This is a genomic window from Marinobacterium sp. xm-m-383 (assembly GCF_013283255.1).
In the GTDB taxonomy this organism is placed as follows: Bacteria; Pseudomonadota; Gammaproteobacteria; order Pseudomonadales; family Balneatricaceae; genus Marinobacterium_E.
Map to the genome: position 1 here is coordinate 301950 of NZ_WBYT01000003.1, position 21705 is coordinate 323654.

Here is a 21705-nt window from a genome sequence, read left to right on the forward strand (position 1 = left end):
TTAAAATCTTACAAACTGTTTTGAAATTCTTTAATCGCAGCAATTAACTGCTCTGGCGCATCTCTGTGTATGGAGTGTCGACAGTTGGGGATTACTAACTGCTCTGATCGAGACCCAGCCTGTGAGACAATGGCTTCCACCTGATCAAGGGTTCCATACTCATCTAGATCCCCTTGCACGACGAGTAAAGGTACTCGAATCGACTTTAGATAGGATTCAATATTAAAGTCGAGGAAATCTGGATCTAGCCAAGCCCTGTTCCACCCCCAAAACGCACAGTCAACATTGTCTCCATGATACCGAGCTAAGCCTTGGCGAAGCTCACCAGACTCATAAGCTTCTTTCGCCTTTTCGATACTGGCAACACAAACAGGCTCATTGAATACGTGAGCTGCGAGCGTAACAGCACCGATAAGCCGATCATCCGTCGAGGTTCCCGCATAAATCAGTGCAATCGACCCGCCATCACTATGGCCAACCAAAATATAGTGATCATAATCGAGCTGCTTCATAATTTTTGGCAGCCAGACCGTGGCTTCATCAGCCATGTAATCCAATGGACGTGGCACCTCGACGGGAGACGATTTTCCGTATCCGCCCCGGCTGTAGGCCACAACTTCCGAACCCGTTTGATCTGCAAGCTTCTGAGGAAAATCCTTCCACAACTCAACACACCCAAGCCCTTCGTGCAACAAAATAAAGGCGACGCTATTTCTAGCGCCACCTGCTGGTGTTGTTATAACCGCCTCATGCTGGCGGCCATCTACTTCAATAAAATTAACCACTAACCAAGCTCGCGCAATTTGAACCGTTGAATTTTACCGGTCGCTGTTTTTGGTAAATCCGTGACATAAATAAACCAACGCGGATATTTATGCGGCGCAAGATTAGCCTTAACAAAGTCTTTCAACTCTTGATTTAACTCTGGAGTCTCTTGAACAGACTCTTTGAGAATGATGTACGCTTTCGGCTTGACCAGGTCGTTATCATCCATCGCTCCGACAACGGCGGCTTCAAGTACCGCAGGATGCCGAATAAGTGTCGCTTCTACTTCAGCAGGAGATACATATATTCCGCTCACTTTGAGCATGTCATCTGAGCGACCTGCGTAGACGTAATTACCCTCTTCATTGATGTAGAACTTATCGCCACTGCGAGTCCATTCACCTTGGAAGGTCGCAGTACTTTTTGCACGGTTATTCCAATACATGATCGCTGTAGAGGGCCCCTTGGTTACAAGATCACCAATTTCACCAGAAGGTACTTCATTATCGTCAGCATCCAACAACTTAACCTCATAGCCCGGCACCGGTTGACCTGTAGTACCGGGTGCCACGCGACCTGGAGCATTAGATAGGAATATGTGAAGCATCTCGGTAGAACCGATGCCATCAATAATGTCGCTACCCCTTTCCTCTCTCCACTGTTCTAACAATTGAGCAGGTAGGGCCTCACCAGCCGAGGTACTCATACGTATAGGCAATAAGCCTTTTGCAGGTTTATCTTGTTTTGCCAACATTCCGGCATACAAAGTAGGTACGCCGCAGAATACCGTTACCGAATGCTTCTCAAGACGCTCATAAACGGAATCAGGCGTTGGACGACCAGAATAGAGAATCGTTGTAGCCCCCACCGATAGTGGAAAACTAAACGCATTACCTAAACCATAGGCAAAGAATAATTTAGCCGCCGAGAAAACAACATCATCCTGCTGAAGATCAAGAACGCCCTTGCCAAACAATTCCGCCGTTTGAATGATGGAGGAGTGAATATGAACCGTACCCTTGGGTGCACCAGTCGAACCTGACGAGTACAACCAAAAACAGGGATCATCACAAGTCGTCATAGGCCCTACGAATGAGTCGGTGCCTTTTGCTTCTAAATCCGCCACCGAATCACACCCATCCACAGACTCTGATCCCGTTACAATCAGAGTTTCTAACGTAGGTACTTTACCTAGAAGTTCTTTAAACGTCGGAACAAAACTAGGATCTATAATAGCCACTTTAGCGCGACTATCATTAAGCATGTACTCATAATCTTTAGAAGTGAGTAGCGTATTGACTGCTATTGGCAATACACCCGCTTTGATACAACCCAAGAACGATACGGGCCAATCAATAGTATCCAGCGCACACAAGAAAACCCTTTGCTCAGCCTGAACGCCTAGCGAGTTAAGTGATGAACCGAGACGATTGGACCTTCGGTCTAATTCTGAGAAGGTAATTGTCGCTTGATCATCAATATAAGCAAGCTTATCACCGAAGCCAGCGTTTAAGTTACGCTGCATCAAATCATAGGCTGCATTATAGTTTCGAGGTACATTGACCACAGGCGGATTTTGCGAGTGATCGCAGCTGCTTAATTCAAAATCCATTGCTTGATTCCTTTATTATTAATGACAGTTCTAAGGACCGTCTTAAGAGAAATTATTTTTAGAATTATCGAGTAAACTCTATTGCACCATCAGGCAACAGATAGATGACAAAGGCTTCACCGTTGGCCACTGTCGGTTTATGCGCACTGCCAGGTGAGTAAACTTTCCAACCATGATCGGTGCCATCAAATGCAGCGCCTTCGTTCAATGGAATAACCAGATCCACTTCACCATTAGGATGCGAGTGATGCGGACCAACCACATCATTCATCAGCACAACATCGACGCTGAAACCTGCAAGGTCATTACTAGGCTTAAACACCCGACCATATTTGATGCCGCCAGCCTCGTATTGGCACAGCCACCCCTCATCTACACCGATGGAGCAGAGACTTTTGAGTTCAGAAAACCATTCACTGTCACTGGAAAACTCTGAGTTGAGGGAGTCGGTTAGGGCAGGAGAAATATCACGGCCAGCCAACCACTGGGTCACCGGCGCAATAAGGTCGTGGAAACGCGCTTGATTCATAATCTGAAGCCTATTTTATATATTGTTATAGGCTATATGTTGCATCATCTTTGAGATAAGTCAATGCAATATATTTCATATTGTTATTTCCCCTGATAATTAGGGCGTCGTTTTTCCTTAAAAGCAGAAATACCCTCATGCTTATCTTCAGTATCTAAAAGACGAGAAAATGATGAGCGCTCAGCATCCAAACCTGCATCAAGTGGCAGATCAACGGCTGCTTTAATAGCTCTCTTATTTTCGATAACTGCAAGTGGTGCTTTGGTTGAGATCAACTTAGCAATATCCAAAGTCTTTTCGATCGTTAGCTCGGGTTGACAGACTTCTGTTACCAAACCACAAGAGAGAGCCTCATTGGCATCAATAAACTCGCCCGTTAAACACCAGCGCATCGCTTTCCCCTTTCCAACAAGGGTAGCAAGTCTTTGAGTACCCCCTGCTCCCGGCAAGATAGCAAGATTAACCTCGGGCTGTCCGAACTTAGCATTATTGCCTGCTACCAAGAAATCACACAGCATAGCCAATTCATTACCGCCACCCAAACAAAAGCCGTTAACGGCACCGAGTAAAGGCTTTTGTAGTTGTCGTATAGCTGCCCAGTGTTGATTTCGCGGATCGGTTGCTACGTCCGCGCCTGTTTTACGTTGCAACTCATCAATATCAGCACCCGCAGCAAAAGCTCGTTCATTACCGGTTAACACCATAACTGAGATTCTAGTATCAGCATCGGCCTCCGCCAAACAAGTGGCTATTTGGCCCAACATATTCGTTGATAGTGCATTAAGTTCCCGAGGTCTGTTAAGTTGAATCAACAACACGGATCCATGTAAAGAGATATTGAGCGATGGAAAACGCTCGCTATTGCGGTATTTTTCAGCTTCCATAACAAACCCTTGAACTGACTATCAATATGATTAAACATGCAATATATTACATATTAAATCAGAATAATATTGGTAAGTTAACATGCCCATCTATCAATTAGCAGGTGTCACTCCAGTCATTCACCCCAGCGCCTATGTTCACCCTACAGCCGTCATAATAGGTGACGTCCATATCGGGGAAGATTGTTACGTAGGCCCTCTGGCAAGCTTAAGAGGTGATTTTGGTGCCATCAAATTAGGCCGAGGTGTCAATATCCAAGACTGCGTAGTGGTCCATAGTTTCCAAGACATTACGGTTGTAGTCGAAGACTATGGTCATATAGGCCATGGTGCCATTTTGCACGGATGCACAATCCGAGAAGGTGTATTGGTTGGAATGAGCGCTACGGTAATGGATAAAGTCGAGATCGGCGCAAGAAGCTTTGTCGGGGCTCATAGCTTTGTAAAAACAGGCGACTTGTTTCCAGAGAACTCCATGATCTTGGGGACACCAGCAAAATTAGTGCGCGAACTATCCGAGCAGGAGATGGCTTGGAAGCACAAAGGTACTGAAGCTTATATCGCACTCGCTAAAGAGTCTCTCAAATCATGCATTGAGGTAGAGCCGCTCACAGAAGCCGAAGCCAACCGCAAAACGATTTCTATTGGTGAGAAAGTCCTACCAAAACAAGACACCGTAAAACAGTAAAGGAATTGAACATGTCACTTAGCAGCATTGATGGGAAAAAAGTTTCTAAACTCTGTTTAGGCACTATGACCTGGGGAGAACAGAACAGTGAAGTAGAAGCTCACGAACAGATCCAATACGCCATGGATCAGGGCATCAACTTCATGGACTGCGCAGAAATGTATCCCGTCCCCCCAGTTGCAGAGACAGCGGGTCGTTCAGAGGAGATCATTGGAACCTGGTTTGCAAAAAACGGCCATCGTGAAGATTGGGTGGTGGCGACCAAAGCAGCGGGCCCTGGCGCCAGCATGGACTATCTACGCGGCGGTCCAAAACACAATCTAGAGTATTTAACCAAAGCGGTAGATGACAGCTTGCGTAGAATGCAGACTGAATACATTGATCTTTACCAGCTTCACTGGCCAGAGCGCAGCACAAACATATTTGGCCAACTTGGATATCGCCACCGCGATACCGATGACACCCCAATACATGAAACTCTAGAAGCTTTGAACACTCTGATTAAGAGTGGGAAAATTCGCTCTATCGGACTTTCAAATGAGAACCCATGGGGCACGATGCGATACTTAGAGCTTGCTCGAACACAGGGCCTGCCTAAAATCGAGACGGTCCAAAACCCCTACAACCTGTTAAGCCGCGTATATGAGATTGGCATGGCTGAGGTGTCCCACAGAGAAAATGTCGGGTTGATGGCCTACTCTCCAATGGCATTTGGAGCACTGAGTGGTAAATATCGAAATGGAGCCAAGCCTGAAAACGCTCGAATCACTCTTTTTGAACGTTTCGCGCGTTACTCAAGCAAAGAGTGTGAAACAACAATCGAAGCGTACTGTCAGCTTGCAGAGCAGTGGGGGATGGAACCTTCCCAAATGGCACTGGCATTTGTTAACCAACAACCCTTTGTTCTCTCAACGATCATTGGTGCAACTACAATGGAACAACTGAAATCCAACATTGTTAGTGAAGCGTTAGTGTTGGATAAAGATCAGCTAAAAGCAATTAACAAGATTCATAACTCACAACCAAACCCTGCACCTTAGCCCTGGAATCCAAATTTAAACATTAATGCCGTCGAATCTATTCAAAAAATCATTGGATATCGGCGGCAATTTACCCTGCCTCCCCTCTAACTCATTGATAATCCAATGATGGGCCGCCGGTGTCAGTTGCTTATAAAGTGATGCACATAAGCTTCTAGCTTCATTGCCTAGCCATCGGCTGCCGAGTATTTGATCAGGAAAAGAAGGGTCTCTTAGTGCCAGTTTTCGATATTCATGAATCATGAGCGTTCGAGTAATGAATGCCGTTTTGGGATCTTGAAGCTGCGCATGCATCGCAGGGGCATTAAGAGACTGATAGAAATCGACAAAATCAATATAGGCGTCATTCAAAGACTTCAGACCCCAGCCCTGCCAAATAAGATTTCGAAGAGCTTGTTCACTTTCATTCACTACCTGAGATTCGAACAGAACCACTCTATCAGCTAATCCATTTTCTCTCAGGATTGATATGACGTCATCGCGATCGGCTTGAGGAAAGGCTAGTACAGAGTTACTGAGTGAGCCAAAGCCGCTGAGTGACAACTCATCTGAAAGTGACTTTTTCTCATCTGCAGTTAGAGCGGAGATTAGCAATAACGTCCAAACTCCTTGCCACTGAGGGACATTCAGCCGATAGACGCGATTAAACGCTGCACTAAAACGGTACTCACCATCAGGGCTTAGTCGATAAAAGCTTTTGCGTCCCACTTTATGGGATAGGAGCCAGCCCTCTTGTGTCAGGCGAAAAACGGATGTTCGCATCAAACGTTCATTGATACCAAAGGGTTCCAAAAGTCGAATCAGACTTCCGAGCCATACTTCACCACCATGGGCAACAATCGAATCTCCCCAAACACTAATAATAAGAGAAGGCACCCTGAGAGGTGTTTGAGATTGAAAGCGCTGGATGCACAAATCGGCGCATAAGGTTTGTTGCATTAATCTATTTCCAAATAAAGCGATACAAAAATACAGAAAGCATAATTTGAAATGTATCTTTTTTTACGGCATATTTAGATACGTTAACAAAGTATCCAGTACACGGGTACTTAATTTCTGTGCATTAATGAATAACGACAAGAGCACGAGTCTAAGTAATGAATTTAACCGATATCATATATGAGGTGTCTGAGGGTGTAGCTATGATTACACTCAACAGACCAGACACTTTAAACAGTTTTAATGAAGCAATGCATCATTCGCTGCATTTAGCATTGGATTCAGCCGCCAAGGACTCTCAAGTAAGAGCTGTTTATTTAACCGGTGCTGGACGTGCTTTTTGCGCTGGTCAGGATCTCTCTGATGCTATGGTTAAGCCTGCTGAGCCAATGCCAAACCTCGGAAATGTTATCGAGTCCTACTACAATAACACTGTAAAACGTCTCTACCACATGGAAAAACCCGTCGTTTGTGCAGTCAATGGCATCGCAGCAGGCGCAGGTGCCAATATTCCACTGGCGTGTGATTTCGTTATCGCTGCTAAATCCGCTAAGTTTGTTCAAGCCTTTTGTAAGATAGGTCTGATACCCGATTCAGCCGGCACATGGCTATTACCTCGTTTGGTTGGCCTGGCACGTGCGAAGCAACTCGCTATGCTTGGGAACCCTTTAAGCGCCGAACAAGCCGTTGATTGGGGCCTAATATTTAAAGCCGTTGACGACGACCTCCTTCATGAAGAATCGATCGCGTTCGCAAAGCAACTGGCGACACAACCCACACTAGCGCTGGCCAAAACAAAGCAGGCACTGGACCTAAGCTTTAACAATTCTCTTGAGGATCAATTGGACGTTGAACGAGACATACAGACCCGTCTTGGCAATTCAGATGATTATAAAGAGGGTGTTAACGCCTTCATTGAAAAGCGCCAGCCTGACTATAAAGGTTGCTAATTATGAAGGATTCAAGATCTCAAACAGCACAAGAGCTTGCTGAAGCCTGCGCAAAGGAGCTCTATTCCCGTGATACTGCAACCAATCATCTTGAAATGAAGATGAGCAGCGTGTCACCTGGTCAAGCCTCTATGTCGATGTTCGTTAAAGACTTTATGGTACAGGGCCACAATACATGTCATGGTGGTTATCTGTTCACACTGGCTGACTCAGCCTTTGCACTCGCCTGTAATACCTACAATCAGCCCTGCGTTGCGATAGGTTGCAGCATCGACTACGTTGCACCTGGTTTGATGGGTGATCATTTAACTGCAACTGCACAAGAGAGAAGTCGATCAGGGCGTACGGGTAATTATGATGTTGAGATACGTAATCAAGATAATAAATTAATTGCGATTTTTAGAGGCAAATCCTATGCCTTAAAAGGAACTGTTCTTCCGGAAAGTGAGCACTCATAACAAGATTTTAAAAGGAATTAAGCAATGATGGTTGATACCTCTTTCACACCAGATCAACTGGACCCGATGGAACGGGCCAGTATTGATGAGCTTCGCGCCACACAACTAGATCGTTTAAAGAAAAGCGTATCTCACGCTTATGATAATGTCGCTCTATACAAAAAGCGCTTTGATGATAAAGGTATACACCCTTCAGACATCAAAACACTGGATGATTTATCTATTATCCCATTTACCACCAAGAGTGACTTGAGAGACCACTACCCATTTGGGTTGTTTGCAACGCCCATGGATCAGATCGTGCGACTTCATGCTTCAAGTGGCACAACAGGTAATCCAACTGTGGTGGGTTATACTAAAAATGATATCGATCACTGGGCCAATCTCGTAGCACGATCGATTCGTGCGGCAGGAGGAAAACCGGGCGATAAGGTTCATGTATCGTATGGATACGGTCTATTTACGGGTGGTCTAGGCGCCCACTATGGTGCAGAGCGGCTTGGCTGTACTGTCATCCCTATGTCCGGTGGACAGACAGAAAAGCAGGTTCGCTTAATTAGGGATTTCAATCCTGACATCATTATGGTCACACCCTCTTACATGCTCAATATTGCCGATGAGATGGAGAGACAGGGTATCGACCCACATCAATTGAGTCTAAAACTCGGGATATTTGGTGCTGAGCCTTGGACAAATGATCTTCGTCTTTCCATGCAGCGACGTCTTGGCATCACGGCTACCGATATCTACGGTCTCTCAGAGATCATGGGACCAGGTGTAGCACAAGAGTGTGGCGAAACACAGGATGGACCCACAGTATGGGAAGATCACTTCTACCCCGAGATTATTAACCCTGAAACCGGTGAAGTACTGCCCGATGGTGAGCTTGGTGAATTAGTCTTCACAACCCTGAGCAAAGAAGCTTTGCCTATGCTGCGCTATCGAACGCGAGACCTGACAAGGCTTCTTCCGGGTACCGCTCGCCCTATGCGTCGAATCGATAAAATCACCGGCCGTAGTGATGACATGATGATCATTCGCGGTGTAAACGTATTTCCTACTCAAATTGAGGAAGAGGTTTGTAAAGTTCCGCAATTCTCGGAAAATTACGAAATCCACCTGCACCGCGAAGGAAACATGGACAGCATGATGGTTCATATAGAGTTACGTTCAGAGTTTGCTCAACAACCTGAGGAGACAACGGCTCAACAAATCGCGGCATTGAAGCATCATGTAAAATCGTCAGTCGGCATCAGTATCGGTGTTCAACTTCGAGACATAGGGTCCATAGCTCGTTCAGAAGGTAAAGCACAGCGCGTATTTGATGAGAGATAAATGAACACACGCAATATCGTGTGAACTTGAGCCCAAATGCGATACAAAAATTTAAATACTTGTTATTTTTTAGTGTCGCTTTTGATATGATGACTTGAATCATTTAAAGAGAGGTCTGTTATGTACGCACAGATGGTTGAAACCGGTGTTAAAAGTGTCAAATCAACTACAGAGATGTCATCAGAAGAACAGGCATTTCAGGCTCGTATTGACGCGGAAATAAAGATTGAACCTAAGAACTGGATGCCAGAGGCATACCGGAAAACACTGATACGTCAAATTTCACAACATGCGCATTCAGAAATCGTGGGCATGCTGCCTGAGGGTAACTGGGTTACTCGCGCACCCACACTGAAGCGAAAGTTGCAATTGATGGCCAAAATTCAAGATGAAGCCGGGCATGGTCTGTACCTGTACAGTGCTATGGAAACACTGGGCGCTGATCGTGATGAAGAGGTCCAAAAAATGCACGAGGGCAAGGCGAAATACTCCAGTATTTTCAACTACCCTACTTTGAACTGGGCTGATATGGGAACCATTGGTTGGCTTGTCGATGGTGCGGCCATAGTGAACCAAGTACCTTTGCAAAGAACCTCTTATGGACCCTACTCTCGAGCAATGATCCGAGTCTGCAAAGAGGAGAGTTTCCACCAACGCCAGGGCTATGAAATTCTTCTGCACCTTATGCGCGAAGGAAACGACGCTCAAAAGGAGATGGTTCAAGACTCCATTAACCGTTTCTGGTGGCCTGTACTGATGATGTTTGGGCCATCCGATGCTCACTCACCCAATAGCGCCCAATCAATGGCTTGGAAAATCAAACGTCACTCAAATGATGAGCTACGCCAGCGTTTTATCGATCAAACCATTCCACAACTGCAAATTCTAGGCTGTACTGCGCCTGACCCTGATCTGAAATTTAATGAAGAGACCGGACATTGGGAATATGGAGAAATCGATTGGACAGAGTTCTTCGAAGTACTCAAAGGTAACGGCCCTTGTAATAAAGAGCGTGTTGCCCAGCGTAAAAAGGCGATTGATGAAGGCGCTTGGGTTCGTGAAGCTGCTGTTGCTTACGCCAACAAAAAACAACAGCGTAATGCTGCTTAATTTGGAGAACTACTATGGCTGATTGGACCCTATTTGAAGTGTTTATCCGAAGTAAACACGGCCTAAACCATAAGCATGTCGGGAGTGTGCATGCCGCGGATTCTGAGATGGCTATCGAGAACGCGCGCGATCTATATACACGACGCAACGAGGGAGTGAGTATTTGGGTCGTACCATCTGCATCGATAACGGCCACAGCAACGGATGAAAAAGAGGCGTTATTCGATCCATCCGATGACAAAATTTACCGACATGCTGGCTTTTACAAACTGCCTGATGAAGTTGGACACATGTAGAGGCCCCTATGAAACGTTTTGATGATACAACGGAACTTCTGCTTCAACTTGGCGATAGCGCCATGATACAGGCCCAGCGTCTGTGTGAACTTGTTGGAGGAGCACCCGCTCTTGAAGAAGAAGTCGCATTGATGAATGTCGGCCTTGATCTAGTCGGACAAGCGCGTAACTGGTTAGAGTATGCCGCTGAACGTATTGGTGATGGTCGCACAGCCGACGATCTGGTCTTCCTGAGAGACCAAGGCGAGTACAGAAATCTTCTAATTGTTGAACAGCCAAACGGTGACTTTGCGATGACGATGGCTAAGCAGTTTCTATTTGATGCTTGGCACTATCCTCTTCTTGAAAAACTGTGTAGTTCATCTGATGAGAAAATAGCGGGCATCGCGGCTAAGTCCCTTAAAGAGTCTAGTTATCATATCCGTCGTTCGAGTGAATGGATAAAACGACTGGGCGACGGCACTTCTGAAAGCCACGAACGCATGCAATCCGCATTAGACAAAATCTGGCATTTCACATTCGAGCCAGCCAAGCCGTGCGAACTGTTCAAGACATTGGATTCATCTGGTATTGCACCAGGTGTAAATGATCTTTGCAGTGATTGGCACGCGATCATCTCAAAGACATTAACTGAAGCAACACTGATGCAACCTGAGGCTGCTGATAACAACTACCTCAGTGGAGCTAAGGGTCTGCATACAGAAAGCCTTGGTTTTATCTTAGCTGAGATGCAGTTTTTACAAAGAGCATACCCGAATGCAAGCTGGTGAGTTGATTGCAACTGATCGACCTGAGCTGACAGAAGAGTCAATTAAGTTAGCTTGGTCAGTTCTGGATGAAGTCATGGATCCGGAAGTACCGGTTGTGAGTCTTACTGACTTGGGTATTGTTCGCGAAATCACACCCGTTGGTGGACTATTACAAGTCGTTTTAACGCCAACCTATTCCGGTTGTCCAGCCACAGAGCACATTGAACAGAGCGCTAAACGAGCCCTTGAAGATTCGGGGTTCAATGCCGTTACTATTGAGCAAAGACTTGCACCCGCTTGGACGACAGACTGGATCACAGAACGCGGTCGCCTCCGTTTAAAAGAGTATGGCATAGCACCGCCCATCGGCAGTGCTGACAAGCCACAACTCGATCAAGCGATTCCTTGTCCAGTTTGTGATAGTAGCAATACGAAAGAGATTACAGAATTTGGTTCCACAGCGTGTAAAGCGCTGTACCAATGTAACGACTGTCTAGAACCATTTGATTACTTCAAATGCATCTAAGCTAGGGAGATAAAATGAGCAACTTCCACCGTTTAAAAATTGCTGATCGCACAGAAGAGACACGCGACTCAGTCTCGTTAGCTTTCGAAGTACCGTGCGAGATTCAGGAACGTTTTCGATTTAATCAAGGTCAATACCTAACATTAAAAGCTAACATCAATAACGAAGAGGTACGCCGCTCTTATTCAATCTGCAGTGGTGTCCATGACAACGAGCTTAGAGTTGCTGTAAAGCGAGTGCCTGACGGTTTGTTCTCCAACTTTGCCAATGATCAGTTGGCAATTGGGGATGAAATTGATGTCATGGAACCCATGGGGCACTTCTATACCGATCTTAATGAAGAGCGCTCAGGTAACTATCTTTTAATGGCAGCAGGCAGTGGTATCACACCTATTCTATCGCAGGTCAAAACCATTTTGAGATCGGAGCCAAAAAGCCGCGTCACACTGATATATGGCAACAGAGCGACGGGTTCCACCATGTTCAAAGATCAATTGGAAGATCTTAAAAACAGTTACATGGGACGTTTAAATCTCATTTTCATCTTCAGTCGCGAACAACAGGACATAGACCTTTATAACGGTCATATCGACGCAGAGAAATGTGAAGCCCTCTTCTCTAAATGGATCGATGTTAAGCAATTAACGGATGTCTTTATTTGTGGTCCTCAATCAATGACAGAAACCGTGAGTGAATCACTTATTAAAGCGGGAGTCGCGAAGCAAAACGTTCATTTTGAGCTCTTCGGAACGACTCAGGGTAGTGAAAAAAGAGCACAGCGAACAGAAGCCGCTGAGCGTGCAACACACCTATCTAGCATTGAAATCATCCGCGATGGGCATGTTAAGCAGTTTGATCTTGCCCAGAACACGCAAAACATCCTAGATGCAGCTAACGAACAAGGGGCAGAACTTCCCTATTCTTGTAAAGCAGGCGTCTGCTCAACCTGCAAATGCAAGGTGGTTGAGGGTCAGGTTGAGATGGATGTTAGCATCGGGCTTGAAGACTATGAGGTCAAAGAGGGGTTTGTACTCTCCTGCCAATCATACCCAATAAGCGACAAAGTCGTTCTAGATTTCGATCAAATATAAAAAACTATAATCAATAAACGGATTTATCATGTCATCAACACCAATCGTTCAAAGTTTCATCGCAGGCCAATGGATTGGTCAGAATGCTCATCAAACACTCAATAGTGCAATTAATGGTGATGCCGTCTTTTCTACTCACTCTGAAGCAATAGATTTTAGTTCAAGTCTGGACTACGCAAAGACGATTGGTCACAAAAGTCTGTTGGCTCTCGATTTTCAACAACGAGCCACGGTGTTGAGAAACCTAGGCAAATATCTGATGGAGCACAAAGAGTCTCTTTATCAGATTTCTGCTCATACTGGTGCTACAAGAAATGACAGCTGGATCGATATAGAAGGTGGTATTGCAACACTGTTTGCTTATGCAAGCATGGGGCGTAATGAACTCCCCTCTGGCAATACACTTCACGAGGGAGATCCTGTCCAACTGGGTAAGGTCGGACAATTTTTTGGCAGCCACATCCTAGTTCCGAAGCAAGGTGCTGCGGTTCACATCAATGCATTTAACTTTCCTATTTGGGGAATGTTAGAAAAATTCGCCCCCAATTTTCTTGCTGGCGTGCCCGCTATCGTTAAACCTGCCTCGCAAACCTCTTACTTAACCGAGGCGTGCGTGAAGCTGATGCATCAATCTAATCTGCTTCCATTAGGATCTATACAACTGATCATAGGGTCTACAGGTGACCTGTTGGATCGACTTGATTCTCAAGACATCGTAACCTTTACCGGCTCTGCAGACACCGCTCGGATGTTAAAAAGCAATGCGAACATTCTAAATCACTCTATTCCATTCAATGCAGAGGCAGACTCATTAAACTGTGCGATCCTAGCACCTGATGTGACACCAGAGGATGCGGAATTCGAGCTTTTTGTTAAAGAGGTGGCGCGTGAGATGACGGTCAAAGCAGGACAAAAATGTACTGCAATCCGTCGTATCCTAGTCCCAGAGCATCTTATCGAACCGGTTTCAGGTGCATTAACACAGAGACTGGGTAAAACGACTTTAGGTGATCCAACGATTGAAGGTGTTCGAATGGGAGCCCTTGCTTCAATAGATCAGCAGCGTGATGTACAAGAAAAACTAGAGATGTTGATGTCCAGCAGCGACGTGCTTCTTGGTAGAGGTGCAGAGTGCAAACCCTTTGGTGAAGGCACTGAAAAGGGCGCGTTCTTTGAACCTACATTGCTACTAAACACCTCTCCAGACGCAGAGGGAGGGGCTCACGATATTGAACCTTTTGGACCTGTTAGCACACTGATGCCGTACAGAGACGTTGATCACGCTTGCACACTCGCTGCACGCGGCAAAGGCTCTTTGGTGACAACATTAACCACTAAAGACCCTGCCATCGCAGGCGTGGTAGCACCTAAACTGGCTGTATGGCATGGACGCGTTCACATTTTGGACGAACGTTCATCAAAAGAATCTACTGGTCACGGGTCACCGTTACCCATGCTTAAACATGGCGGACCAGGTCGAGCTGGCGGCGGTGAAGAACTAGGCGGAATTCGAGCGGTTAAACACTACATGCAACGTGCTTCTGTTCAAGGATCACCAACGATGCTGATGGCGGTGACAGGCCAATATGTCCGTGGCGCAGACAAAATCGAAAAACCGCTTCATCCATTCCGTTACCATTTCGATGAGCTCGAGATCGGTCAGACTCTATTAACTCACAGAAGAACGGTTACAGAAGCTGATATTGTTAATTTTGGATGCCTCTCAGGCGATCATTTTTACATGCACTTCGATGAGCAAGCGGCCTGTGACTCCATGTTCGAGAAACGCATCGCTCATGGCTATTTTGTGCTTTCAGCGGCCGCTGGCCTATTCGTTGATCCGGGTGTAGGGCCTGTCCTGGCCAACTATGGTTTAGACACACTCAGATTCGTAAACCCTGTTGGTATCGGCGATACCATACAAGCTAGAATCACATGCAAGACGAAAATTGACCAAGGTAAAGTCAACAACAAAGGCGATGCTATCGGTGTTGTCTCTTGGGATGTCGAAGTCGTTAATCAAAACGGTGAGCTTGTCGCAAGCTACGATATCCTGACCCTTGTTCAAAAATCGCAAAAGCCATAATTTTTTGTGAATTAGTTGGAAAAGTGCATAGATTTAGAGACGACACGTGATATGTTGTACACCTAAACAATAAGCTTCGTATCCAAAAACTACAGATAATAAATAGAGTATAGCGTTAATGGATATTCCACAGTTAAAGCACTTCGCATCACTGCGTGTTGAAATTGCTACACCCCAGGAGATAGGTGCAGCACAATTTGGCACGCGCAGAGTGATTCCGATTACAGGTGGCACCGTTCAAGGTAAGGGCTGGAATGGCCGTGTTTTACCTGGTGGTGCTGACTTTCAACGTATCGTTTCACCAAGATTAGCCGAACTGGATGCACGTTATGTGCTTGAGTCGGATGATGGCGAGACCATATTTGTACAGAATCGAGCACTGCGCGCTGCTGATCCAGAAGTAACACAAAAGATCATCGATGGAATCCCCGTCGATCCAAGCGAAGTCTACTTCAAGTGCACCCCTATTTTTGAAACCAGTGCCGAACGCTTTCAGTGGATTACGGAACGTCTGTTTATCGGCACGGGTGTTCGTAAACCTGACTGTGTAGAGATCGATTTTTTTGAGGTCATATGAGTAACGAGACTACCCTTAGCCGCGCGGAGTGGCTAGATCAACACTACCCAGAGCCCGGCCCCTTCAGATGGATCGCTTTTGGCTTAGAAGTCATAGCGGCTTGTGGCCTCTTCTTTTTAATGATGTTGACCGTTGCCGATGTCTTCGGCCGTTACCTCTTCAACAATGGGGTTGATGGTGCTTTTGAGATCACCCAACTAGGTCTTGCCATCATTATCTTCGCCGAAATGCCTGTTGTGACATGGCGTGGAGGACACATTTTAGTGGACCTTTTAGACTCAACACTTGGCCACAAAATCGTGCGTATTCTGGCTATGTTTTCGGCACTGGCGATCTCAACCTCCTTCTACGTTGTCGGTGTACGTATTTGGCAACTGGGTGCACGAAAACTGCGCCGAGGCGAGGTAACAGAATACTTGGAACTACCAGTAGGCTATCTAATTGAGTACATCGCCGTCATGAGTTGGTTCACTGCACTGGGTATGATCACCTATGGCATCTATCGTATATACAAAGAGAAGCATTAAGGATTTATCACGATGACCGCAGTAATTATAGGCTTCGCGCTCCTTATCTTTTTAATTCTAGTCATCCGAATGCCCATCGCCTTTGCGATGGCGATCGTCGGGTTCTTTGGTTTCGCTATTTTACAGGGCCTAACTCTTGATAACCTTTTCGACTTCCGTTGGAAAGCATCACTGACTTTGGCTTCTAACCGTGTCATTGAGACGGCACAGGAGTACTCTCTCTCAGTAGTCCCTCTGTTCATATTAATGGGTAACTTTGTCACTCGCTCAGGCCTGTCTCAAGAGCTATACAACGCCGCTTATACTTTTTTGGGTCATCGTCGCGGCGGTCTCGCCATGTCTACGGTTGTTGCGTGTGGTGGCTTCTCTGCTATTTGTGGCTCCAGCCTAGCAACGTCGGCGACCATGGCCAAGGTTGCACTGCCACCAATGCGTAAGTTTGGTTATGCCGATTCACTTGCAACCGCATCCATTGCAGCGGGCGGTACACTTGGCATTCTGATACCACCGTCAGTCATCCTTGTTATTTACGGCCTACTGACAGAGACCAGTATCCGCGAACTGTTTGCGGCAGGTTTTATACCAGGTCTTTTAGGCGTCATTCTTTACATGTTAGCTGTGCGCTGGGTCGTTATGCGCAATCCTAAATCGGGCCCAGCCGGTGAGAAATTCACCTGGGCAGAACGCATGCAGGCACTGAAAGGCATCTGGGGTGTACTTCTGCTGTTCACGATCGTAATGGGCGGTATCTACTTAGGCGTCTTTACGCCTACCGAAGCAGCCGGTATTGGTGCGGCAGGCGCATTCTTGATCGCCCTACTTCGTGGACAACTCAATCTGGTGAAAACCTACGAAGTACTGTCGGATACCGTTCGAACATCGACCATGCTATTTGCCGTGATCATCGGCGCATTGATCTTCTCTGACTTCATCAACCGTGCCGGTCTACCCGTTTGGCTTCTTGAGTTTGTGCAGTCGCTTGATGTCTCTCCCATGGCCGTCATTATCGTTATTCTTTGCATCTACATTCTTTTGGGAATGGTATTTGAAAGCCTATCAATGCTGCTGCTAACGGTCCCTGTGTTCTACCCGTTGATTGATAGCCTAGGATTCGATCTTGTCTGGTATGGCATCGTGGTGGTTGTAGTGACAGAGATCAGTCTGATTACACCGCCGGTGGGTATGAACGTATTTGTCCTCAGCGCTGTTCTCAAAGACATTAAAACCGGCACGATCTTTAAAGGCGTAACACCATTCTGGTGTGCCGACATTGTACGCTTAGCACTGATCGTCGCTTTTGTACCGATCACCCTATTCTTGCCGGATCTGCTATATCGTTAACAGTTTCGACTAAGGTGCAGTGGAAGTCATCCCTAAAATAACTTTTACTGTTTTTTTACTATAAAAATAACCATTTAAAATGAGAGCAATAAACATGACCAACCTAAAACTTAAAGCAATCGGCCTAGCGGTAGGCGCTGCAATCTCAATGAACGCAATGGCTGAAACAACCATGCGTGTTGCGACTTGGCTACCACCTACTCACCCACAAAACTCTGTTGCGATGCCAGAGTTCAAAAAGATGGTTGAAGAGGCAACTGAAGGCCGCGTTAAGGTTGTTATCGAAAACTTCCAAGGTCACCCAAAGACAATCTACTCGTCAGTAGAAGATGGCATCATTGATGCCTCTTGGGGTGTAAACGCTTACACGCCAGGTCGCTTTGCTTTAACCGGTGTTGCTGAAATCCCAGGTGAAATGTCGGATGCAGAAGATGCATCTGTAGCATTATGGAAGGTGCAGCAAGAGTATTTTGCTGATGCCAACGAATACGAAGGCCTAGAACTACTAGGCATGTGGGTACACGCACCTGGCATTATCCACTCTAAATTCCGTATCAACAGCTTAGACGACCTCAAGGGTAAAAAGATCCGTCTTGGCGGCGGTATGGTCAATGAACTAGCTGCACGCTTGGAAGTGACCCCTGTCGGCGGTTCAGCGCCTAGCTCTTACGAGAAGCTGCAGCAAGGTGTTGTTGATGGTACCTTCCTTCCAGCTGGTGAACACAAGTTCTTTAAACTGGATGAAGTCACTGACCACCTAACCGTCTTCCCAACAGCGCTTTACACCATTGTGTTCAGCTTCGTAGCTAACCAGGAATTCATGGAAGATCTAGATCCAAAAGATGCTGAAGCAATCCGTGCAGCTCTAGGTGAAAATCTATCTCGAATGCAAGGTAAGACATGGCAGGATATGGATGCGATCGGCATGACGCATGCAAAAGAGGTAGGTACTAACATCCATATGGTTGATAGCTACGAAAAACTCGCTGCAGACATGCGTAACACTATGAAGGGTCTTGACGCAATGTGGATGGAATCGGTAGCCGATCGCGGTGTCGATGCAAAAGCCGCTCTTGAAGCGTTCCGTAACTACCAAAAGTAATCTGTTCTAAATAATCAAAGGGAAGCATATGCTTCCCTTTTTATTTCAAGGCTTAAAGGCTAATCTGGCCTACCTACAGTGAAGCTAAGCCTGTACCTGTGATCGCCAATGATCAATCCCCGCCTGGGCACACTCCATATCCTGTGTAGGCGTGCCAGAACTTAAACCAATACCCCCAACGACTTGGCCATCATGTTCGATCGGTAAACCGCCACCAACAACACATAAACGACCACCCAACGCGGTATGTATGCCAAAAACGAGAGAACCTGGCTGACACACAGCATTGTAATCATGGGTCGCTTTTTTAGCGGCAGCCGCAGTGAACGCTTTATCCTGAGAAATGGTCACACTGGTGATCTTGCCACCATCCATACGTTCAAAAGCGATAAGATTTCCTGACTCATCTACAATTGAGATACACATTGGAATGCCAATCTCTTTAGCCTTCAGGCGAGCACCCTCAATCAAAAGCCCCGCATCAGATATATCTAAGCGTGTAATATTTAACATATGTTTCACCAATTCAATCTGATTTCGAGTGTTACTGGTTTAATGCGCCAGCTGTTTAAATTGCTGATTTCCATCTCGCGCTTCAACAACAGCCGCTGTCACTAGATCAGCGGTCGCTGCACTGAGCGTCCAACCTAGATGGCCATGCCCTGTGTTGTAGAAGACATTTTGACGGCGTCCAACGCCTACTTTAGGCATCATATTTGGCATCATTGGACGAAGACCTGCCCAAGGCACCACACTTTCGGTCGACACTCCAGGAAAGTGATGTTGACACCAATCAACGAGCGGTTTGATGCGGTCTGCTCGAATATCTCGGTTGTAGCCATTAAACTCAGCTGTGCCAGCGATACGGAAGCGATCAACACCCAAGCGACTTGTCACTATCTTCGCTTTATCATCAAGAAGGGAACGGATAGGCGCACTCTGCTGGCTCTGCTCATCACGCAAATTGACGGTAATCGAGTAGCCTTTAACTGGATAGATGTTGATGCGATCGCCTAACTTAGCGGCGAGCGCTCGGCTGCCAACCCCCAAGCAAACAACGATGCCATCGAACTCCAGCTCGCTGCCATTGGCATCTTTCAGCCTTACGACATCTTGCTCAGTTTTAACGTCAACCAGCTCGGTCTCCATCAAAAAATTAACGCCGTCCTTACGAATAGCCTCCGCCAAACCAAAAGCATACTTATGGATGTCGCCGGTAAAATCGCTAGGCGTCCAAAAACCGCCGACAAAGTCACCATGAAGTTGTGGTTCTTTTTCGATGATCTCTGAGGGTGATAACTCGAAACGTTCTAAGCCACCTTTAGCCAATAGTTTGTTTACATGCCGAGCATGTTCAAAGTCTTTTTTGTCAGAGTAGAAATGTAAAATACCGCAGTCTGATGAGTCATATTCCACCCCCCACCGATCTGCAAGGGCATGCATGTGCGCTCGAGAGGCTATCGCAAGCTCTGTCGTTGCAATTGTATTTCGCTCGTAGTTGGGAATGTTACCCATAAATTCGAGCATCCAACTGATCTTGTGCCAAGAGGGTTTAGGGTTCACAAGCAAGGGAGCATCAGACTGAAGCATCCATTTAAGACCCTTCAGAATCGTTGACCAAGTATTCCACACCTCTGCATTCGAAGCGGACAGTTGCCCCCCATTGGCAAAGCTAGTGTCCATTGCAGCGTAGCGTTGACGATCAATAACCGTAACGTTGAAACCCTGTTCGTGTAATTTAGCGGCAGTCGTAATACCGGTGATACCGGCACCTAAAACAGCAATATTTTGCATAGGATTGCACTCTTTTTTGCGGACAATAATTGATAAGCAGAACTGCATTTATGTCCGACTGCCCTCTCCGTCATGGTACCTGAGAGATTCACGCTCGCCGCCCCTTTGACGACTGCGCTTGCTCCTTCGGTGGATCTGAAAGTGCGCAGATCACTCTTCGGATGTTTTAAAGATCGCCGGTCCTTTTGCCTGAGAGTTTGCGGGGCACGTGCTCCTTCGGCGGTATTTTATGCGCTATAAAATACTCTCTCCCGGACGATCCATTGAGATCAAACTACCTCATCGTTTTGTAAAGAACAACCCTATACCAATTTTCCAGACAATTTATGGAACACTGTTTTTGAGGGGAGTCATCCACGGATTTATTAACGAAAGGAAATTTATAGGAGTTAATTTTTTGAATTAAAAATAGGAATAAAGAGCCTGAGCCCTTTATTTTATTGGATATCCAGCCCGTTTAGTCATTAGATACACCTTAGTGTAAGGACTATTATTGGTAACCTACTTTTAAGAAATATTAAAAAAACAGATGCAAAGGGATGACATCAATTTTAGATCATCTAGTTAAAATAAGTCTAACCACGATATAGCTAAAAGATAAGCTACTGCAGCTCTATTATGACAACTGGCTCACTACTCTTTGAGATGGAAGAATTCACCTAATGGCTGACGACTAGACTCTAAACTATTAATAAACGCCTCTTTATCTTCGTATCCAACAGCTAAACCGCAGGCTAACATCCACTCATTACTCGCTTCAGTAACTGAAGTGACCGTCTCGTGCAAAAAGCTCCAATAACCTTGAGCACAACTACTCAACCCTCTCTCTTCCAACAACAACATAAGACTCTGAATGTACATCCCCAAATCCATCCACTGCCCAGGTCCAAGACGGCGATCTATATAAAAGAATAGACCCATAGGAGCGCCAAATAGTTCGGCATTCTTTGCAAACTGAGCCTGTCGTCCAGCTTTATCCTCACGCGCCACACCAATCGTCTTGTAGAGGGCTTCTCCTACAGCGAAACGGTGAGATCTATAGGGTTCTGGCATAGGTGAAACATAGACTTGGTACTCTGGTTGTTCAAAACCATCTTGCTGAAGTTTCTGCACAGCCTTGGTTTTTAAAACCTCCAGCGACTCTCCACTCAGAGCAATAACACGCCAAGGTTGTAAATTCCCGTTGGATGGTGCGCGATTGGCAATCTCAACCAGCTCTTCGATTAACGCTTTCGGAACAGGATCAGGTTTAAAGGCCCTAACGGTTTTTCTGTTAAGCAGTGCTTTTTCAACGGACATAATTGAT

23 protein-coding genes and 1 riboswitch are annotated in these 21705 nt (G+C 46.1%); of the genes, 15 read left to right on the forward strand and 8 right to left on the reverse strand.

What is annotated here, in order from left to right; genetic code table 11:
- Nucleotides 1–8: 8 nt before the first annotated feature.
- From XMM383_RS07070 to XMM383_RS07085, 4 genes are all read right to left on the reverse strand, one after another.
- On the reverse strand, nucleotides 9–785 hold the full coding sequence (locus tag XMM383_RS07070) for an alpha/beta fold hydrolase (protein ID WP_173494757.1): 777 nt from the start codon (nucleotides 783–785) through the stop codon (nucleotides 9–11).
- Nucleotides 785–2377 (reverse strand): benzoate-CoA ligase family protein, encoded by a 1593-nt coding sequence (locus XMM383_RS07075; RefSeq protein ID WP_173494758.1) that lies wholly within the window; start codon nucleotides 2375–2377, stop codon nucleotides 785–787. The genes XMM383_RS07070 and XMM383_RS07075 overlap by 1 nt, the downstream gene beginning before the upstream one ends.
- Before the next feature lie 64 nt (nucleotides 2378–2441).
- Nucleotides 2442–2906 carry a DUF4863 family protein gene (locus XMM383_RS07080; RefSeq protein WP_173482903.1) on the reverse strand — a complete coding sequence of 155 codons (465 nt, stop codon included), beginning with the start codon at nucleotides 2904–2906 and terminating at the stop codon, nucleotides 2442–2444.
- Nucleotides 2907–2989: 83 nt separating this feature from the next.
- Nucleotides 2990–3790: an enoyl-CoA hydratase-related protein gene (locus XMM383_RS07085; RefSeq protein ID WP_173494759.1), complete on the reverse strand. Its 801-nt coding sequence runs from the start codon at nucleotides 3788–3790 to the stop codon at nucleotides 2990–2992.
- An 82-nt stretch (nucleotides 3791–3872) separates the two neighbouring features.
- Between XMM383_RS07085 and XMM383_RS07090 the strand changes: the two genes are divergently transcribed.
- Nucleotides 3873–4478: a transferase hexapeptide repeat family protein gene (locus XMM383_RS07090; protein ID WP_173494760.1), complete on the forward strand. Its 606-nt coding sequence runs from the start codon at nucleotides 3873–3875 to the stop codon at nucleotides 4476–4478.
- An 11-nt stretch (nucleotides 4479–4489) separates the two neighbouring features.
- Nucleotides 4490–5518: an NADP(H)-dependent aldo-keto reductase gene (locus XMM383_RS07095; protein ID WP_173494761.1), complete on the forward strand. Its 1029-nt coding sequence runs from the start codon at nucleotides 4490–4492 to the stop codon at nucleotides 5516–5518.
- A 15-nt stretch (nucleotides 5519–5533) separates the two neighbouring features.
- Here XMM383_RS07095 and paaX read toward each other — a convergent pair whose 3' ends face one another.
- Nucleotides 5534–6457 (reverse strand): phenylacetic acid degradation operon negative regulatory protein PaaX, encoded by a 924-nt coding sequence (gene paaX, locus XMM383_RS07100; RefSeq protein ID WP_173494762.1) that lies wholly within the window; start codon nucleotides 6455–6457, stop codon nucleotides 5534–5536.
- A gap of 158 nt (nucleotides 6458–6615) precedes the next feature.
- Here paaX and paaG point away from each other — a divergent pair, with 158 nt between their 5' ends.
- The 13 genes from paaG (at nucleotide 6616) to XMM383_RS07165 (ending at nucleotide 18605) form a co-directional block, all read left to right on the forward strand.
- On the forward strand, nucleotides 6616–7407 hold the full coding sequence (gene paaG / locus XMM383_RS07105) for a 2-(1,2-epoxy-1,2-dihydrophenyl)acetyl-CoA isomerase PaaG (protein ID WP_173482908.1): 792 nt from the start codon (nucleotides 6616–6618) through the stop codon (nucleotides 7405–7407).
- Nucleotides 7408–7409: 2 nt separating this feature from the next.
- Nucleotides 7410–7865 carry a hydroxyphenylacetyl-CoA thioesterase PaaI gene (gene paaI / locus XMM383_RS07110; protein ID WP_173480345.1) on the forward strand — a complete coding sequence of 152 codons (456 nt, stop codon included), beginning with the start codon at nucleotides 7410–7412 and terminating at the stop codon, nucleotides 7863–7865.
- Between the two features lie 27 nt (nucleotides 7866–7892).
- Entirely contained in the window at nucleotides 7893–9200 is a 1308-nt protein-coding gene (gene paaK, locus XMM383_RS07115; protein WP_217362003.1) for a phenylacetate--CoA ligase PaaK, read from the forward strand.
- A gap of 120 nt (nucleotides 9201–9320) precedes the next feature.
- Nucleotides 9321–10310 (forward strand): 1,2-phenylacetyl-CoA epoxidase subunit PaaA, encoded by a 990-nt coding sequence (paaA, locus tag XMM383_RS07120; RefSeq protein WP_173480343.1) that lies wholly within the window; start codon nucleotides 9321–9323, stop codon nucleotides 10308–10310.
- Nucleotides 10311–10324: 14 nt separating this feature from the next.
- Complete coding sequence (paaB, locus tag XMM383_RS07125; RefSeq protein ID WP_173480342.1) at nucleotides 10325–10606, forward strand: 1,2-phenylacetyl-CoA epoxidase subunit PaaB; 282 nt, start codon at nucleotides 10325–10327, stop codon at nucleotides 10604–10606.
- A gap of 8 nt (nucleotides 10607–10614) precedes the next feature.
- A complete protein-coding gene (paaC, locus tag XMM383_RS07130; RefSeq protein WP_173482910.1) occupies nucleotides 10615–11376 on the forward strand; it encodes a 1,2-phenylacetyl-CoA epoxidase subunit PaaC in 762 nt (253 codons plus the stop codon).
- Entirely contained in the window at nucleotides 11363–11881 is a 519-nt protein-coding gene (paaD, locus tag XMM383_RS07135; RefSeq protein WP_173482911.1) for a 1,2-phenylacetyl-CoA epoxidase subunit PaaD, read from the forward strand. The genes paaC and paaD overlap by 14 nt, the downstream gene beginning before the upstream one ends.
- A 14-nt stretch (nucleotides 11882–11895) precedes the next feature.
- Complete coding sequence (gene paaE, locus XMM383_RS07140) at nucleotides 11896–12972, forward strand: 1,2-phenylacetyl-CoA epoxidase subunit PaaE (RefSeq protein ID WP_173494763.1); 1077 nt, start codon at nucleotides 11896–11898, stop codon at nucleotides 12970–12972.
- Nucleotides 12973–13000: 28 nt separating this feature from the next.
- Complete coding sequence (gene paaZ, locus XMM383_RS07145) at nucleotides 13001–15058, forward strand: phenylacetic acid degradation bifunctional protein PaaZ (protein ID WP_173482913.1); 2058 nt, start codon at nucleotides 13001–13003, stop codon at nucleotides 15056–15058.
- A 118-nt stretch (nucleotides 15059–15176) separates the two neighbouring features.
- Complete coding sequence (locus tag XMM383_RS07150) at nucleotides 15177–15635, forward strand: DUF3237 domain-containing protein (protein WP_173482914.1); 459 nt, start codon at nucleotides 15177–15179, stop codon at nucleotides 15633–15635.
- Nucleotides 15632–16162, forward strand: coding sequence for a TRAP transporter small permease (locus tag XMM383_RS07155; protein ID WP_173480336.1), 531 nt, complete (start codon nucleotides 15632–15634; stop codon nucleotides 16160–16162). Before XMM383_RS07150 ends, XMM383_RS07155 begins: the two co-directional genes overlap by 4 nt.
- Nucleotides 16163–16174: 12 nt before the next feature.
- Nucleotides 16175–17503, forward strand: coding sequence for a TRAP transporter large permease (locus XMM383_RS07160; RefSeq protein ID WP_173480335.1), 1329 nt, complete (start codon nucleotides 16175–16177; stop codon nucleotides 17501–17503).
- A gap of 94 nt (nucleotides 17504–17597) precedes the next feature.
- Nucleotides 17598–18605 carry a TRAP transporter substrate-binding protein gene (locus XMM383_RS07165; protein ID WP_173480334.1) on the forward strand — a complete coding sequence of 336 codons (1008 nt, stop codon included), beginning with the start codon at nucleotides 17598–17600 and terminating at the stop codon, nucleotides 18603–18605.
- Nucleotides 18606–18689: 84 nt separating this feature from the next.
- On the opposite strand, the gene XMM383_RS07170 is transcribed toward XMM383_RS07165, so the two are convergent.
- From XMM383_RS07170 to XMM383_RS07180, 3 genes are all read right to left on the reverse strand, one after another.
- Nucleotides 18690–19118: a heme-binding protein gene (locus tag XMM383_RS07170; RefSeq protein WP_173494764.1), complete on the reverse strand. Its 429-nt coding sequence runs from the start codon at nucleotides 19116–19118 to the stop codon at nucleotides 18690–18692.
- Nucleotides 19119–19157: 39 nt separating this feature from the next.
- Nucleotides 19158–20399 carry a D-amino acid dehydrogenase gene (locus XMM383_RS07175; protein WP_173494765.1) on the reverse strand — a complete coding sequence of 414 codons (1242 nt, stop codon included), beginning with the start codon at nucleotides 20397–20399 and terminating at the stop codon, nucleotides 19158–19160.
- Between the two features lie 168 nt (nucleotides 20400–20567).
- A riboswitch (glycine riboswitch) is annotated at nucleotides 20568–20663 on the reverse strand.
- Nucleotides 20664–21032: 369 nt separating this feature from the next.
- Nucleotides 21033–21698 carry a nitroreductase gene (locus XMM383_RS07180; protein WP_173494798.1) on the reverse strand — a complete coding sequence of 222 codons (666 nt, stop codon included), beginning with the start codon at nucleotides 21696–21698 and terminating at the stop codon, nucleotides 21033–21035.
- Nucleotides 21699–21705: the final 7 nt, after the last annotated feature.